Raw genomic sequence first — 15882 nt, 5'->3', positions numbered from 1 at the left:
AAAGAAAGCAATGAATAATAAACTAGGAGATGTGAAAGATGAACCAACAAACAGTGAATGTAATCGGAGCCGGACTCGCAGGCAGTGAAGCGGCGTGGCAGCTTGCCAAACGGGGGATTCAAGTCAGATTATATGAAATGCGCCCAGTCAAACAGACGCCTGCCCATCATACTGATAAATTTGCAGAACTGGTATGCAGCAACTCTTTACGCTCCAATACACTTGCTAACGCTGTAGGTGTACTAAAAGAAGAAATGCGTGCGCTTGATTCAGCAATTATTGCTGCGGCTGACGAATGCTCAGTGCCTGCCGGCGGCGCACTCGCGGTAGACCGGCATGAATTTGCGGCAAGTGTGACAAACCGGGTGAAAAACCATCCCAATGTTACCGTCGTTAATGAAGAAGTAACAGAAATACCTGAAGGACCAACGATTATCGCAACTGGTCCGTTAACTTCAGAATCATTGTCTGCACAGTTAAAAGAGCTTACTGGAGAGGACTATTTATACTTCTATGATGCAGCTGCGCCTATCGTAGAGAAAGAAAGCCTTGATATGGATAAAGTGTATTTGAAATCCCGTTATGACAAAGGAGAAGCGGCTTATCTAAACTGTCCGATGACAGAAGAAGAGTTTGACCGTTTTCATGAAGCTTTGACATCAGCGGAAACTGTGCCGTTAAAAGAGTTTGAAAAAGAGATTTTCTTTGAGGGCTGCATGCCGATTGAAGTAATGGCAAAACGAGGAAAGAAAACAATGCTTTTCGGACCGATGAAGCCAGTGGGATTAGAGCATCCTGTTACCGGAAAACGTCCATATGCAGTCGTTCAGCTCAGACAGGATGATGCGGCGGGAACTCTCTATAATATTGTAGGATTCCAAACTCATTTAAAATGGGGAGACCAAAAGGAAGTCCTCAAATTGATTCCCGGACTTGAAAATGTGGAAATCGTCAGATACGGTGTTATGCACAGAAATACATTCATTAATTCTCCAAGCTTGTTAAAGCCGACTTACCAATTTAAAAAACGGAACGATTTGTTCTTCGCAGGACAAATGACGGGAGTAGAAGGATATGTGGAATCGGCTGCTTCTGGGCTTGTAGCAGGTATTAATGCGGCTAAACTTGTTTTAGGAGAAGAGCTTGTCACTTTTCCTCAGGAAACAGCAATAGGCAGTATGGCTCACTATATTACAACAACAAACCAGAAGAACTTCCAGCCGATGAATGCAAACTTTGGGCTTTTGAAAGATTTGCCTGTTAAAATTAAAAATAAAAAAGAGCGTAATGAACAGTACGCAAATCGGGCGATCGAGACAATTCAAACAATTTCGAAAACAATATAGGTATTGATTGCAACTTGATCGCGATTTGTGATACCATTTAAAAGCCCTTCCTGGGGAGGTATTTGGCATGGAGAATGTTAAGAATTTCGTAAAGTTATTCGTTGAATATTTACAAATTGAAAAAAATTATTCACAATATACTATTGTGAATTATGTGGATTCAATTGAAGAATTCGAGACTTTCCTGCGCGTTCAAGGTATAAATGGATTTGAAGAAGTTGCATATCAAGATACTAGAATTTTTTTGACCGAAGCCTATGAAAAAGGTTTATCGAGAAGAACAATCAGCAAAAAAATTTCTGCATTGAGAAGCTTTTACAAATTTCTGATGCGAGAAAAGCTAATTGATGATAACCCGTTCCAGCTTGTTCATCTGCCGAAACAAGAGAAACGGATACCGAAGTTTCTATATCAAAAAGAGCTTGAGGAACTGTTTGAAGTTTCAGATATAAGCCAGCCGACCGGCATGAGGGATCAAGCGCTATTAGAGCTTCTCTATGCCACCGGAATGAGGGTCAGTGAATGCTCTTCCATAAGTGTTCACGATCTTGATTTATTTATGGATACAGTGCTTGTTCACGGGAAAGGCAAGAAGCAGCGTTATATCCCTTTTGGGTCTTACGCCCGCGAAGCGTTGGAGTTATATATGAATAGCGGAAGACAGTGCTTGCTGAAAAAAGCAAAAGAACCTCATGATCAATTATTCGTGAATCAAAGAGGCGGACCGCTTACAGCCCGAGGCATTAGGCACATTTTAAGCGGGCTTGTCAAAAAAGCGTCCGGCACTTTACATATCCATCCGCATATGCTTCGACATACGTTCGCCACTCATCTATTAAACGAAGGAGCAGATTTGAGGAGCGTTCAAGAACTGCTCGGGCATTCCAATCTGTCTTCGACACAGATATACACGCACGTTTCGAAGGAAATGTTGAGAAACACATATATGTCTCACCATCCAAGAGCTTTTAAGAAAAATTAAAGGAGGCCCTTTATGTCATCTTTTCATGCGACCACAATCTTTGCAGTACAGCATAAGGGAAGAAGCGCAATGTCCGGAGACGGTCAAGTTACATTTGGTCAGGCTGTTGTAATGAAACATACTGCGAGAAAAGTAAGAAAACTGTTTAACGGCAAGGTTCTCGCAGGATTTGCGGGATCTGTTGCAGACGCTTTCACTCTATTCGAAAAGTTCGAAGCGAAACTTGAAGAATATAATGGCAACTTAAAACGGGCTGCTGTTGAGCTTGCAAAGGAATGGCGAAGCGACAAAGTGCTTAGAAAGCTTGAAGCCATGCTGATCGTTATGAATCAAGATACCTTGCTTCTCGTATCGGGAACTGGTGAGGTTATCGAGCCGGATGACGGCATTCTGGCAATTGGATCAGGCGGCAATTACGCTTTGGCAGCCGGAAGAGCGCTGAAAAAGCATGCCGGGGAGAGCATGACTGCAAGTGAGATTGCTAGAGCTGCGCTGGAAACAGCAGGCGAAATTTGTGTATACACGAACGATCAAATCATACTGGAAGAGCTTGAATAGAAAGGACTTGAGGCGCATGGAAAAAAAACCGTTAACACCAAGACAGATTGTAGATCGGTTAGACCAATACATCGTCGGTCAGCAAAACGCGAAAAAAGCTGTCGCCGTGGCATTAAGAAACCGCTATAGAAGAAGTCTCCTGGATGAAAAGCTGAAAGACGAGGTCGTTCCGAAAAACATTTTAATGATGGGGCCTACCGGGGTAGGGAAAACTGAAATTGCCAGACGAATCGCTAAGCTTTCTGGTGCGCCATTTATCAAAATTGAAGCAACAAAATTTACAGAAGTCGGCTATGTAGGCAGAGACGTTGAATCAATGGTCAGAGACCTTGTGGAAACTTCTGTTCGTCTTATAAAGGAAGAAAAAATCAACGAAGTGAAGGAGCAGGCAGAAGAAAATGCTAACAAACGCATTGTTCGCCTGCTAGTCCCAGGGAAGAAAAAACAATCAGGCGTTAAAAACCCGTTTGAAATGTTTTTCGGCGGCAGCCAGCCAAACGGCGAGGACGAAACGGAAAGCCAGGAAGAAGCAAACATTGAAGAAAAAAGAAAACGCATGGCTCATCAGCTGGCATTAGGAGAGCTTGAAGACCACTATGTTACTGTAGAAGTTGAAGAGCAGCAGCCTTCTATGTTTGACATGCTGCAGGGCTCGGGTATGGAGCAGATGGGCATGAATATGCAGGATGCACTGAGCGGATTGATGCCCAAGAAAAAGAAACGCCGTAAAATGACAGTCAGAGAAGCCAGAAAAGTCCTGACGAATGAAGAGGCAAGCAAACTCATCGATATGGATGAAGTCAGCCAGGAAGCTGTCCATCGGGCAGAAGAGAGCGGAATTATCTTTATCGACGAGATTGATAAGATTGCAAAAAACGGTGGCGCGTCATCTTCAGCTGATGTATCAAGAGAAGGTGTTCAGCGTGATATTCTCCCAATCGTTGAGGGTTCTACCGTTGTCACTAAATACGGTTCTGTTAAAACAGACCATGTATTGTTTATTGCAGCGGGAGCATTTCATATGGCCAAACCGTCTGATCTGATTCCTGAACTGCAAGGGCGTTTTCCAATTCGTGTAGAACTGAGCAAACTGACGGTTGACGATTTCGTGAGAATTTTAGTTGAACCCGATAACGCGCTCTTGAAACAATATCAGGCATTATTGCAGACAGAGGGTATATCTCTTGAATTTTCTGACGAAGCTATTCATAAGATTGCTGAAGTCGCCTATCATGTGAACCAGGAAACAGATAATATCGGTGCGAGACGCCTTCATACAATACTCGAACGTCTGTTAGAAGATCTCTCTTTTGAAGCTCCGGATGTAACAATGGAGAACATAACGATTACACCGCAGTATGTGGAAGAAAAGCTCGGAACGATAGCTAAAAACAAAGATTTAAGTCAATTTATATTGTGAAAATTTAATAAGAGGAATGTTTAGGAGGATCATTTATCATGGCTTTATTACAAAAAACAAGAATTATTAACTCCATGCTGCAAGCTGCGGCAGGGAAACCGGTTAACTTTAAAGAAATGGCGGAAACGCTTCGGGATGTAATTGATTCCAATATTTTCGTTGTGAGCCGCAGAGGAAAACTGCTCGGCTACTCTATCAACCAGCAAATTGAAAATGACCGTATGAAAAAAATGCTTGAAGATCGCCAATTCCCAGAGGAATATACGAAGAATCTGTTCAACGTCCCTGAAACATCTTCTAACCTGGATATCAACAGTGAGTATACTGCTTTCCCTGTTGAAAACAGAGACTTGTTCCAAGCTGGTTTAACAACAATTGTGCCGATCATCGGAGGCGGAGAAAGATTAGGTACACTCATTCTTTCACGTTTACAGGATCAATTTAATGATGATGATTTAATACTTGCTGAATACGGCGCTACAGTTGTCGGAATGGAAATTCTGAGAGAAAAAGCAGAAGAAATTGAAGAAGAAGCAAGAAGCAAAGCAGTAGTACAAATGGCAATCAGCTCTCTTTCTTATAGTGAGCTTGAAGCAATTGAACACATCTTTGAAGAGCTTGACGGAAACGAAGGTCTCCTTGTTGCAAGTAAGATTGCAGACCGTGTCGGCATTACCCGCTCAGTTATTGTTAACGCACTCAGAAAGCTTGAAAGCGCCGGTGTAATTGAGTCAAGATCATTAGGAATGAAGGGTACTTATATTAAAGTGCTCAACAACAAATTCCTGATTGAATTAGAAAATCTGAAATCCCATTAATGAATAGAAGAACCTCTTAAAAGGGGTTCTTTTTTTATTCAAATAAAGGAAATCAATAAGCTTTATTTCCTGGGCGAAAAGTCTTTCTTTGTAATAATTTTAATAAAGTTTATTATTTTCTTCATAAAAACAGAAAAATGACGAAATAAATGGGGAAAATACAGAAATTCAGCTATTTTCAGCCTTATATCAATGTAAAAAACGTAGTTCAAATAATCTAGGACTATGTACCTAGTTGTAAAATAGATATATATGAGGACATTTTTTTACACGAACTTCATAGACTTTATGCCTGTTATTTCTTACAATAAGCATATGGTTTTACAAATCTCGACAAGGATATTGAGGGTGAAAAAAACTGAAATGGAGGTAAGTGGATTTGAGCTTATTTTCTGGAACGATACAAAATCTTGAAAATGCCTTGGGCAGAGCGAATATTAAGCAAAAAGTCATAACTAATAATATTGCTAATATAGATACACCGAACTATAAGGCAAAAAAAGTCTCTTTCCAAAATTTATTAGATCAAGAATCCTCTCGTCTCGAATCTATAAAAACGGACTATCGGCATGTTGATTTTTCTGATGCTGATTCAAATTATTCAATTGTAACGAGCGGAGATACATCTTATCAGCAAAACGGAAATAACGTTGACGTTGACAAAGAGATGACAGAACTAGCTGAAAATCAGATTAACTATCAAGCTTTAGTTGAAAGAATGAACGGCAAATTCAATTCTCTGAAGACCGTGCTAACAGGAGGAAAATAATGACAGCTTTTCAAAGCTTAAATGTTTCAGCATCAGCTTTAACAGCTCAGCGCCTCAGAATGGATGTTGTATCGTCTAACTTGGCGAATATGGATACGACAAGAGCCAAGCAGGTAAACGGTGAGTGGGTGCCTTACAGAAGGAAAATGGTTTCGCTTCAGTCAAAAGGTGAATCGTTCTCGTCGATTTTGAATTCTAAAATGAGCGGAAGCGGCAATGTCGGAAATGGGGTAAAGGTTACAAAAATCACTGAAGATAACTCTGATTTTAATCTGGTCTATGATCCGACTGACCCTGATGCAAACGCTGAAGGATATGTGCAAAAGCCGAATGTTGATCCATTAAAAGAAATGGTAGACCTTGTCAGCAGTACGAGATCATATGAGGCCAATGTCACAGCGATGAATGCCTCAAAGGGAATGCTGATGAAGGCTCTAGAAATCGGAAAGTAAGGTGATGAATGTGATCAATGCAATTTCTCCTTTTCAGGTTCAAAATACTCAAAACACTCAAAATGCAACAAATCAATTAAACAATAGCCAAAAAACAGACTCTTCAAATCAAACAAGCTTTTCGGAGCTTTTAAAAAACTCTATAAGTTCGTTAAATGAGTCCCAAGTAGCTTCTGACAATATGACTAATGCCTTGGCTGCAGGAAAAGATGTGAATCTTGATGAGGTCATGATCGCCGCTCAAAAAGCAAGCATCTCTCTGACTGCTGCAACTGAGTTCCGCAACAAAGCTGTGGAAGCATATCAGGAGATTATGAGAATGCAAATGTAGGGGGTCTGACGAGAAAGAGAAAGAGTGGAATGACCGGGGGTTAACATGAATCGTACTCTAATGCAAATGAAAAACAAAACGAGTGAGTTTTGGAAAAATAGATCTAAATTACAAAAGGTTTTAATGATTAGTGCTTTAGCGGCAATTATCATTCTTGCCATTATTATCAGTATTTTTTCTTCTAATCAGAAAATGGCGCCGCTGTACAAAGATTTGTCAGCTGAAGAAGCCGGACAGATCAAAGAGGAATTGGATGCGAAAAAAGTGCCTAGCGAACTTTCAAATGGCGGTACGGTCATTAAGGTTCCGGAAGATCAGGTTGATTCACTGAAAGTTCAGCTGGCGGCAGAAGGGCTTCCTAAAACCGGATCAATTGATTACTCATTTTTTGGACAGAACGCCGGCTTTGGTTTAACAGATAATGAATTTGATATGGTGAAAGTCAAAGCCACACAAACGGAACTATCCAATCTGATTAATGAAATGGACGGTATCAAAAATTCAAAAGTAATGATTAACCTTCCGAAAGACGCTGTCTTTGTCGGTGAAGAGCAATCAGCAGCATCTGCTTCAATCGTCCTGCAGACTCAGCCTGGCTACACTCTGGACCAAAGCCAGATCAACGGATTATATCATCTGGTATCAAAAAGTGTGCCGAACTTAAAAGAAGATAACATCGTCATCATGGACCAGAACTCTACATACTATGACAAAACAGACAGCGGTTCAGGGTCCTACGCTGATAGTTATTCTTCGCAGCAGGGAGTTAAATCCCAAGTTGAAAAAGACATTCAAAAACATGTTCAGTCATTGCTTGGAACGATGATGGGGCAGGACAAAGTTGTTGTTTCTGTCACGGCTGATATTGACTTTACAAAAGAAAATCGCACAGAAGACATCGTCGAGCCTGTTGACAAAGAAAACATGGAAGGCATCGCGGTCAGTGCTGAAAAAGTATCGGAAACATATCAGGGAGACGGCGCAGCTAATGGCGGAACTGCCGGAACCGGTGATGAAGATGTAACAAACTATCAAGCTGACGGTGAAAATACCGAAAGTGGGAACTACGAAAAAAGCAGTAATAAAATCAATTACGAGGTTAATCGAATCCATAAAGAAATAGCTGAAAGCCCTTATAAGGTAAGGGATTTAGGGATTCAAGTAATGGTAGAGCCGCCTGATGCCAAAAACACAGCGTCGCTATCAACTGAAAGACAGGATGATATACAAAAAATCCTTTCAACTGTTGTCAGAACATCATTGGATAAGGATGAAACACAGAACCAGAACCTTTCTGATGAAGATATCAATAATAAAATTGTTGTCTCCGTTCAGCCTTTTGACGGAAAAGTAAGTCTGGATACTGATACAGAAAAATCCTCCGGTATCCCAATGTGGGTATATATCGTAGGGGGCGTATTGATCGCAGTTATCATCATTCTGATCATTATGTTTATCAGAAAGAAACGCGTTCAAGAGGATGAATTTGAGGAATACACGTACGAAGTGCCTCAGGAGCCTATCAATTTGCCTGATATTAATGAAGAGGAAAATGAAACAGAGGAAACAGTCAGACGAAAACAGCTTGAAAAGATGGCGAAAGATAAGCCTGAAGACTTTGCAAAACTGCTGAGAAGCTGGCTGGCCGAGGATTAGGAGGGATTAGAAATGGCGAGACGTGATCAAGACAAGCTTACAGGAAAACAAAAAGCAGCCATTCTCATGATTTCCTTAGGTTTAGATGTGTCAGCTTCTGTATATAAGCATTTAACCGATGAAGAAATTGAAAGGCTTACCCTTGAAATATCAGGAGTTAGAAGTGTCGATCATCAAAAAAAGGATGAAATTATAGAGGAATTTCATAATATAGCGATTGCCCAGGATTATATTTCTCAGGGCGGATTAAGCTATGCCAGACAAGTTCTTGAGAAGGCGCTGGGAGAAGATAAGGCTGAAAACATACTAAACAGGCTGACTTCTTCTCTGCAAGTTAAACCATTTGACTTTGCCAGAAAAGCAGAGCCTGAACAAATTTTAAATTTTATCCAACAAGAGCATCCGCAAACGATGGCTTTAATCTTGTCTTACCTTGACCCTGTGCAGGCCGGACAAATTTTATCCGAGCTGAATCCTGAGGTACAGGCAGAAGTCGCAAGAAGGATTGCGGTAATGGACAGAACGTCACCTGAAATTATTAATGAAGTAGAACGGATTCTGGAACAGAAATTATCCTCCGCATTTACTCAGGATTATACACAAACCGGCGGAATCGAAGCTGTTGTTGAAGTGTTAAACGGTGTAGACAGAGGAACAGAAAAGACGATATTGGATTCCTTAGAAATTCAGGATCCTGATCTTGCTGAAGAAATCAAGAAGCGGATGTTTGTCTTTGAGGATATTGTTACCCTTGATAACCGAGCAATTCAGCGGGTTATACGCGATGTTGAAAACGACGATCTGCTCCTTTCATTAAAGGTGGCAAGCGAGGAAGTCAAAGAAATTGTATTCAACAATATGTCACAGCGTATGGTTGAAACATTCAAAGAAGAAATGGAATTTATGGGCCCTGTACGTTTGAAGGATGTAGAAGAGGCTCAATCAAGAATTGTAAGCATCGTCAGAAAGCTTGAAGAAGCCGGTGAAATTGTTATAGCAAGAGGCGGAGGAGACGATATTATTGTCTAATATCATTAAACAAGAATCATCTTTTTCCCCACAGCAGGAAAGAAGAAAGCTTTCTTTACAAGAGGTTCGGATCGATCATTCACATCTTTTACAGACTGAAGAAAATCCGGAAGCGTTAATGGCCCGGATCAAAGAAGAAGCTGATCGGATTTCCGAGCGAGCGAACAGCCAGATGGAAGACATCCGCCGTCAAATTGAAAAGGAAAAAAATGATTGGGCGGCTGAAAAACAGCAGCTTATTGAAGAAGCGAAAACAGATGGTTTCGAACAAGGTGTGGCATTAGGGAGAGCTGAAGCCTTGCAACAGTATGCTGAGCTGATCGATCAGGCAAACAGCATAACAGAGATGTCCAGAAAAGCTGTAGAGGATAAGCTTGAAGATGCCTCCGGAGAAATCGTTGAGCTTGCCGTTGCGTTAGCTAAAAAAGTATGGCAGCAAAAATCTGATGATAAAGAGGCCTTTATCCTGCTTGTGAAACAGGTGGTAAACGAAGTAAAGGAATATGACGATATATCAATATATGTGGACCCTTATTACTATGAAACAGTTTTTCAGCATAAAGACGAAATCCAGCAGCTTCTTTACAAAGAATGCCGGCTGGGTTTATACGCCGATGAAAAAGCTGAAAAAGGATCATGCTATATAGAAACTCCTTTTGGAAGAGTGGATGCAAGCATTGATACCCAGCTGGTGCAACTGAAGCATAAGCTCCTTACAGCACTGGAAGCAGGTGCGGATCAATGAAGACACAGAGTCTGATAGATTGCATAGAAATGACAGACTCGTATAAGCGTTATGGAAAAGTGAAACGGGTGATCGGCCTGATGATCGAATCAAAGGGGCCGGCAAGCTCAATAGGCGACCTGTGCCTGATTTATGCAAAAGGTCAATCAGGAAAAGTCATCAAAGCTGAAGTTGTTGGATTTCAGGAAGAAAATATTTTGTTAATGCCCTATTTAGAGGCCGCTAGCATTGCCCCCGGGAGCATTGTTGAAGCCACCGGTGAATCTCTTCGTGTAAAGGTAGGAGCCGGTCTGATCGGACAAGTCATTGATGCGTTTGGCGAACCGCTCGACGGAAAACTTTTGCCGAAAGGACTTTCGCCTGTATCGACGGAGCAATCACCTCCTAACCCGATGAAACGCCCGCCTATCCGGGAAAAAATGGGTGTTGGAGTCAGGTCTATTGACAGTCTGCTGACTGTCGGAAAAGGCCAGCGGATTGGTATTTTCGCAGGAAGCGGCGTCGGGAAAAGCACATTAATGGGAATGATCGCTAAACAGACCGAAGCTGATTTGAACGTAATTGCACTCGTCGGAGAACGCGGTCGAGAGGTTCGGGAGTTTATTGAAAAAGACTTGGGAGCAGAGGGTCTGAAGCGGTCAATTGTAGTTGTTGCTACCTCAGACCAGCCTGCATTAACGAGGTTGAAAGCCGCTTATACGGCGACAGCCATTGCTGAGTACTTTCGTGATAAAGGGCAAAATGTCATGTTTATGATGGATTCTGTCACAAGGGTGGCGATGGCTCAGAGGGAGATCGGACTTGCCGCTGGAGAGCCCCCGACGACAAAAGGATATACACCCTCTGTGTTCGCTATTTTACCTCGTTTACTAGAGAGAACAGGTGCAAATGAACATGGAACAATCACAGCGTTTTATACAGTGTTAGTCGACGGGGATGACATGAATGAGCCTATTGCTGATACTGTTCGCGGAATCTTAGACGGACACATTGTGTTAGACAGGGCTCTTGCTAATAAAGGCCAGTTTCCTGCCGTCAATGTGTTAAAAAGCATCAGCAGGGTGATGTCAAACATCTCGACAAAACAGCACTTAGACGCAGCGAATAAATTCCGTGAACTTTTATCAACGTATCAAAATTCTGAAGATCTCATTAATATTGGAGCTTACAAAAGAGGGTCCTCAAGAGAAATTGATGAGGCGATACAATTTTATCCGCAGCTTATTCAATTTCTGAAGCAGGGAACAGAAGAATCAGCATCATTGGAAGAAAGCATTGCTGCATTAACTAGTTTGACAGGAAATGAGGAATAGAACGTGGCCTATCAATTTAGATTCCAAAAGCTGCTGGAACTAAAAGAGAACGAAAAAGACCAGTCTTTGTCTGAGTATCAGCAATCAGTTTCTGAATTTGAAACTGTAGCGGAGAAACTATATGAGAATATGAGCAAAAAGGAATTGCTTGAGCAAAATAAAGAAAACAAACTGAAAAGCGGGATGAGCGTTCAAGAGATGAGGCATTATCAGCAATTTGTCTCAAATCTTGAAAACACCATTTATCACTACCAAAAGCTCGTCATTATGAAAAGGAATCAAATGAACCAAAAGCAAGAAGTGTTAACAGAAAAAAATATTGAAGTGAAGAAGTTTGAAAAGATGCGTGAAAAACAGTTTAAAATGTTTGCTCTTGAAGACAAAGCTGCAGAGATGAAAGAAATGGACGATATTTCGATCAAGCAGTTTATGATTCAAGGCCATTAGGAGCGAATGTAATGTCCGGCAAAAAGAAAGAATCAGGTAAGTTCCGATCGGTTTTGCTGATCATTATCCTTCCGCTGATATTTCTGCTTATAGCAGGGGGGATTGTTCTCTGGGCGGCTGGTGTCAATGTCTTAAAGCCGATACAGGAAGCTGCAGCCAAAACGCCAGTTCTTAAAGAATTGGTTCCTGAGACCGAAGATAAAAAAGATACATCATCAACAGCTAAGAATAACAGTAATACGGCGGCTCTGGAAAAAACCATTAAGGATCAAAAAAGTGAGATCAGTATATTGAATAAGGATTTGGATACAAGCAAATCTGAAATAGACAGGCTGAATCAAAAGATTCGTTCTCTTGAAAAAACAGCGGAAGACCAAAAAAAGACACCGAAGGATAACACAGAAGATTCATCAAGTTCTGATAAAGCTTCTGATGATAAAGTCATCAGTGTTTATAAAAGCATGGACAGCGGAAAGGCTGCCAAAATCATTGCCCAATTAAAGGAGAAAGAAGCGCTGAAAATATTGAATGGACTGAGCAAAAAGCAGCTTGCTGAAATTTTGGCAAAAATGACTCCTGAGCAAGCGGCAACATATACAGAAAAAATTGCTGCCAGCCAAGAATAGGGGGAATAAAGGTGAAGCTGCTTGAATTAGCCGGACCTCGGCTGCAAACTACAGCAGGGACAGCTGCTAAAACAATCAAAAATAGCCAGGGAGTTTTTCAAAATTGGCTTATGTCTGAAGCCGGCTCGAAAGAACCTTCATCACAAGGAAATGGGACTCTGACTGACGATCAGCTTTTAAAAGATGCATGTAAAAAGATCAGTGATTGGCTAAATGCAACTCCTGAAAATCAAGACAAGGAAAAAGCCGATCTTCTGCAAACGTTAAGTAAACTAACAGGAAAGCAGCTGGATGAATCCGCTCAGCAAATGTTACAGAATCTGCTGCAAGCAGTTGAATTAAAATTGGCTGACGTAACTGATCAACTGTACATGGGGCAAATACTTGCAGACAAAACCATTTCTGAAGAGAAAACTGCTCTGACTGCAAAGAATTCAGCTGGTGATGCCGCTACTGATGAACTCAAGTCTGACAGAGAGCAAGAAGTTCAGGAAAATGAGGCATCAGCAGAAGATGATAAAACGCTTATTCATATCCAAATGCTTATCAGTCAGCTTTTAGAAGGAAATAAAATGACTGACCGTGATCATCAAGCCCATACTGTCTACAAAAATGGAGATGAATTTCTTTCGGCATTAGATAAAAAGGGCATATCGGAACAGCTTATTCAGGATCTTAAACAGCAGATATTTACAAAAGACGAGTCAAGTTCAAAGCTTTATACGATGTCAAAGTCAGAGCTGAAAAGTTTTCAAAGCTTAATGGAACAGATGTCAGTGCTTCCTCAAAAAGGGACGAAGGAATGGAATATAGCTGAAAGTCAGCTGAAAGCTTTCTTGTTATCGAAATCATCCGAATCGTCACTAGAGGTCGGAAAACGTGCCCTTTCGCCGGACACTCTGACGTCAGGTAATAAAAGTGCGGCAGATTCCTCTGTAAGTATTCAGCCTATAGATAGTAAGTCAGGAATTCAAATGATGTTTTCAGGCTACCGGAGCACCGGAGGAGTTCAGACACTTGATTTGCAGCTCTCATCTGATTTGCATGCAGCCGAAACGAAAACGGTTGCTGATCAAGTGATCAGTGCATGGAAGCAGATGAAATATACACCCTTTGGGAGGTCAACCGGCAGTTTTACAATTCGGCTGAACCCTGAACATTTAGGATTTGTCACAATTAAGCTGACAAATGAAAATGGAATGTTCCAGAGTAAAATCATTGCATCCAGCCAATCTGCAAAAGAGCTGCTCGAACAACATTTGCCTCAGCTGAAGCAATCACTGCCGAATATGGCTGTCCAAGTAGACCGTTTTACATTGCCGATTCAAAGCGGAGACCAGCCGATATATGGCCAGCTTGCTGATGAACAGAAACAGCAGCAAGAGGGACAGAAGCAGCAAAGACAGAAAAAGCAATCAAACGAGTTTGGCGACTTGCTTGATGAAGTGTCAATGGTTGAATTGGAGGAAGAAGAATGACATCAATAAGCTCAGAATATAAATTGCCTGAAAAAACAAGCAGCACTGCCGCTGCAAGCAACAGCAGCCTGGGAAAAGACGAGTTTTTAAAAATATTAATGACTCAAGTCCAAAACCAAGATCCGCTTAATCCGGTTGATGACAAAGAATTTATCAGCCAGATGGCGACTTTTTCAAGCCTGGAACAGATGATGAATCTGAATACGACGATGACTAAATTCGTTGAAAACCAAGATCCGTTTACAACGTATGTTGATTGGATGGGAAAAGAAGTATCTTGGACTGATGGTAAAAGTGCAACAGATAAAACAGGCACAGTAAGCTCTGTTAAACATTCTAAAGGAAATTATTATCTTGTTCTTGATGATGGGACTGAGATCAGTCCGGCGAATGTCATGTCTGTGGGACAATCTTCTAAATAAAAACATCTGGGGGAATATATTATGTTACGTTCACTTTATTCTGGAATCAGCGGTATGAAAAACTTTCAAACAAAACTTGATGTTATCGGCAATAATATTGCCAACGTAAATACAGTGGGATTCAAAAAGAGCCGGGTTACCTTTAAAGATATGGTGAGTCAAACGATTGCCGGCGGTTCTGCTGCTGGTGCAACAATCGGCGGAACAAACTCTAAGCAGATCGGTTTAGGTTCATCATCTGGCACAATTGATACCATCCATTCAACAAGCGCGACACAAAGCACAGGAAGAACGCTTGATTTAGCGATTGACGGAGACGGTTATTTTCAAATCGATACAGGTGATGGAACGGCTTACACAAGAGCCGGAAACTTCTATTTAGATAATACTGGAACATTGGTGACTGGTGACGGCTACCATGTGTTAAATATGACGGGAGGAACAATAAAAATTCCTCTAGATGCTCAAAGCTTTAGTATCGGATCTGATGGAAAAGTGTCAATTGTTGATGCTGGCGGTAAACCACAAGATGGCGGTCAGATCGGGATTGTTACTTTTGCAAACAGTGACGGTTTAGATAAAATCGGAAGCAACTTGTATCGTGAATCTTTGAACTCTGGAACTGCTAGTGCAGCTAATCAGCCTGGTGATGGCGGTACAGGTGCCTTGAAGTCAGGATTTATAGAAATGTCTAACGTTGATTTAACAGACGAGTTTACTGAAATGATTGTTGCTCAGCGCGGGTTCCAATCAAACTCCAAGATTATTACAACATCGGATGAAATCCTTCAAGAGCTGGTTAACCTTAAACGTTAAGGAGGGAGGGGAGGCGAGTAATCGCTTCTCCGCTGTTTTATGATTAAAGTAACCCGTTTAAATGGGCAGCCCTTTACGCTGAATGCGTTATTTATTGAACAGATTGAATGCTTTCCGGATACTACAATCACACTGTCGAACGGTAAGAAGTTTGTAGTAAAAGAAGATGAAGAAGCTGTTCTGGAGAAGATTGTGTCTTTCTATCAAAAAATACAAATATTTTCAATGGACCATGGAATAGAGGAACCGGAATGAAGAAAAAATTATTGATCATTTTACTAATTATTCTTATCGTAATTGGTGCTCTCGGGGCGGCGGCTTATTTTGTTTTAGGCGGAAAGTCCGAAAAAAGTGAGGCAAAACGAAGTATTGATGAAATCGTTGCATCTTCTGTTGATGTAGCAGAAATCACAACGAATTTAAAGTCCGATAACATTATTCGCTTAGCGATTAAACTTGAAACTGACTCTGATAAATCAAAAGAAGAGCTTGAAAAACGTGATTTTCAAGTGAAAGATGCTGTTATATCACTGCTGGCTGATACGAATGCTGATGAGATTGAGGGAGACAAGGGAAAAGAAACCTTTAAGAAGGAACTAAAAGATAAAGTAAATAGCTACCTCCAAGAAGGAAAAGTAGAAAAAGTGTATATTACCTCTTTTAATCTGCAATAA

General features: G+C 41.1%; 19 protein-coding genes. All 19 read left to right on the top strand.

Annotation, left to right across the window (positions count from 1 at the left end):
• The first annotated feature begins 38 nt into the window (after nt 1-38).
• Nucleotides 39-1346, top strand: coding sequence for an FADH(2)-oxidizing methylenetetrahydrofolate--tRNA-(uracil(54)-C(5))-methyltransferase TrmFO (gene trmFO, locus ACQVGS_RS13465; RefSeq protein ID WP_151175024.1), 1308 nt, complete (start codon nt 39-41; stop codon nt 1344-1346).
• Nucleotides 1347-1413: 67 nt separating this feature from the next.
• On the top strand, nt 1414-2328 hold the full coding sequence (xerC, locus tag ACQVGS_RS13460; RefSeq protein WP_188323730.1) for a tyrosine recombinase XerC: 915 nt from the start codon (nt 1414-1416) through the stop codon (nt 2326-2328).
• Between the two features lie 12 nt (nt 2329-2340).
• Nucleotides 2341-2886, top strand: coding sequence for an ATP-dependent protease subunit ClpQ (gene clpQ, locus ACQVGS_RS13455; protein ID WP_014663962.1), 546 nt, complete (start codon nt 2341-2343; stop codon nt 2884-2886).
• Between the two features lie 16 nt (nt 2887-2902).
• Nucleotides 2903-4306, top strand: a complete 1404-nt coding sequence (hslU, locus tag ACQVGS_RS13450; RefSeq protein ID WP_024121393.1) for an ATP-dependent protease ATPase subunit HslU — start codon at nt 2903-2905, stop codon at nt 4304-4306.
• A 38-nt stretch (nt 4307-4344) separates the two neighbouring features.
• Nucleotides 4345-5124, top strand: coding sequence for a GTP-sensing pleiotropic transcriptional regulator CodY (codY, locus tag ACQVGS_RS13445; RefSeq protein ID WP_003220850.1), 780 nt, complete (start codon nt 4345-4347; stop codon nt 5122-5124).
• Between the two features lie 379 nt (nt 5125-5503).
• On the top strand, nt 5504-5893 hold the full coding sequence (gene flgB, locus ACQVGS_RS13440; RefSeq protein WP_010334244.1) for a flagellar basal body rod protein FlgB: 390 nt from the start codon (nt 5504-5506) through the stop codon (nt 5891-5893).
• Nucleotides 5893-6345 carry a flagellar basal body rod protein FlgC gene (gene flgC / locus ACQVGS_RS13435; protein WP_044155899.1) on the top strand — a complete coding sequence of 151 codons (453 nt, stop codon included), beginning with the start codon at nt 5893-5895 and terminating at the stop codon, nt 6343-6345. The genes flgB and flgC overlap by 1 nt, the downstream gene beginning before the upstream one ends.
• A gap of 10 nt (nt 6346-6355) precedes the next feature.
• Entirely contained in the window at nt 6356-6676 is a 321-nt protein-coding gene (gene fliE, locus ACQVGS_RS13430) for a flagellar hook-basal body complex protein FliE (protein ID WP_024121395.1), read from the top strand.
• A gap of 45 nt (nt 6677-6721) precedes the next feature.
• Nucleotides 6722-8332 carry a flagellar basal-body MS-ring/collar protein FliF gene (gene fliF / locus ACQVGS_RS13425; RefSeq protein ID WP_024121396.1) on the top strand — a complete coding sequence of 537 codons (1611 nt, stop codon included), beginning with the start codon at nt 6722-6724 and terminating at the stop codon, nt 8330-8332.
• 12 nt (nt 8333-8344) lie between these two features.
• Nucleotides 8345-9361, top strand: coding sequence for a flagellar motor switch protein FliG (fliG, locus tag ACQVGS_RS13420; protein WP_003231981.1), 1017 nt, complete (start codon nt 8345-8347; stop codon nt 9359-9361).
• The gene (fliH, locus tag ACQVGS_RS13415; RefSeq protein ID WP_106020699.1) at nt 9354-10106 is read left to right on the top strand and encodes a flagellar assembly protein FliH; all 753 of its coding nucleotides are present in this window, start codon (nt 9354-9356) and stop codon (nt 10104-10106) included. The genes fliG and fliH overlap by 8 nt, the downstream gene beginning before the upstream one ends.
• On the top strand, nt 10103-11419 hold the full coding sequence (gene fliI, locus ACQVGS_RS13410; protein WP_095713837.1) for a flagellar protein export ATPase FliI: 1317 nt from the start codon (nt 10103-10105) through the stop codon (nt 11417-11419). Before fliH ends, fliI begins: the two co-directional genes overlap by 4 nt.
• A gap of 3 nt (nt 11420-11422) precedes the next feature.
• The gene (gene fliJ, locus ACQVGS_RS13405; protein WP_010334249.1) at nt 11423-11866 is read left to right on the top strand and encodes a flagellar export protein FliJ; all 444 of its coding nucleotides are present in this window, start codon (nt 11423-11425) and stop codon (nt 11864-11866) included.
• An 11-nt stretch (nt 11867-11877) separates the two neighbouring features.
• Complete coding sequence (locus tag ACQVGS_RS13400) at nt 11878-12492, top strand: MotE family protein (protein WP_024121399.1); 615 nt, start codon at nt 11878-11880, stop codon at nt 12490-12492.
• A gap of 11 nt (nt 12493-12503) precedes the next feature.
• On the top strand, nt 12504-13970 hold the full coding sequence (locus ACQVGS_RS13395) for a flagellar hook-length control protein FliK (protein WP_106020701.1): 1467 nt from the start codon (nt 12504-12506) through the stop codon (nt 13968-13970).
• Nucleotides 13967-14392 carry a flagellar hook assembly protein FlgD gene (gene flgD, locus ACQVGS_RS13390; RefSeq protein ID WP_024121401.1) on the top strand — a complete coding sequence of 142 codons (426 nt, stop codon included), beginning with the start codon at nt 13967-13969 and terminating at the stop codon, nt 14390-14392. The genes ACQVGS_RS13395 and flgD overlap by 4 nt, the downstream gene beginning before the upstream one ends.
• 21 nt (nt 14393-14413) lie before the next feature.
• The gene (gene flgG, locus ACQVGS_RS13385) at nt 14414-15208 is read left to right on the top strand and encodes a flagellar basal body rod protein FlgG (RefSeq protein ID WP_024121402.1); all 795 of its coding nucleotides are present in this window, start codon (nt 14414-14416) and stop codon (nt 15206-15208) included.
• A 39-nt stretch (nt 15209-15247) separates the two neighbouring features.
• Complete coding sequence (gene swrD / locus ACQVGS_RS13380) at nt 15248-15463, top strand: swarming motility protein SwrD (RefSeq protein WP_010334253.1); 216 nt, start codon at nt 15248-15250, stop codon at nt 15461-15463.
• Nucleotides 15460-15882 (top strand): flagellar basal body-associated protein FliL, encoded by a 423-nt coding sequence (gene fliL / locus ACQVGS_RS13375; protein ID WP_024121403.1) that lies wholly within the window; start codon nt 15460-15462, stop codon nt 15880-15882. The genes swrD and fliL overlap by 4 nt, the downstream gene beginning before the upstream one ends.

The organism is Bacillus sp. SD127, assembly GCF_058566445.1.
The sequence above is the reverse complement of the archived record's forward strand: the minus strand, read 5'-3'. Positions and strand labels throughout refer to the sequence as shown.

Excerpts from the sequence above, each read along its gene's own strand:
- trmFO (WP_151175024.1), top strand. The coding sequence starts at position 39 with ATGAACCAACAAACAGTGAATGTAATCGGAGCCGGACTCGCAGGCAGT.
- xerC (WP_188323730.1), top strand. The coding sequence starts at position 1,414 with ATGGAGAATGTTAAGAATTTCGTAAAGTTATTCGTTGAATATTTACAA.
- clpQ (WP_014663962.1), top strand. The coding sequence starts at position 2,341 with ATGTCATCTTTTCATGCGACCACAATCTTTGCAGTACAGCATAAGGGA.
- hslU (WP_024121393.1), top strand. The coding sequence starts at position 2,903 with ATGGAAAAAAAACCGTTAACACCAAGACAGATTGTAGATCGGTTAGAC.
- codY (WP_003220850.1), top strand. The coding sequence starts at position 4,345 with ATGGCTTTATTACAAAAAACAAGAATTATTAACTCCATGCTGCAAGCT.
- flgC (WP_044155899.1), top strand. The coding sequence starts at position 5,893 with ATGACAGCTTTTCAAAGCTTAAATGTTTCAGCATCAGCTTTAACAGCT.
- fliF (WP_024121396.1), top strand. The coding sequence starts at position 6,722 with ATGAATCGTACTCTAATGCAAATGAAAAACAAAACGAGTGAGTTTTGG.
- fliG (WP_003231981.1), top strand. The coding sequence starts at position 8,345 with ATGGCGAGACGTGATCAAGACAAGCTTACAGGAAAACAAAAAGCAGCC.
- fliI (WP_095713837.1), top strand. The coding sequence starts at position 10,103 with ATGAAGACACAGAGTCTGATAGATTGCATAGAAATGACAGACTCGTAT.
- ACQVGS_RS13400 (WP_024121399.1), top strand. The coding sequence starts at position 11,878 with ATGTCCGGCAAAAAGAAAGAATCAGGTAAGTTCCGATCGGTTTTGCTG.
- flgD (WP_024121401.1), top strand. The coding sequence starts at position 13,967 with ATGACATCAATAAGCTCAGAATATAAATTGCCTGAAAAAACAAGCAGC.
- flgG (WP_024121402.1), top strand. The coding sequence starts at position 14,414 with ATGTTACGTTCACTTTATTCTGGAATCAGCGGTATGAAAAACTTTCAA.
- swrD (WP_010334253.1), top strand. The coding sequence starts at position 15,248 with ATGATTAAAGTAACCCGTTTAAATGGGCAGCCCTTTACGCTGAATGCG.
- fliL (WP_024121403.1), top strand. The coding sequence starts at position 15,460 with ATGAAGAAAAAATTATTGATCATTTTACTAATTATTCTTATCGTAATT.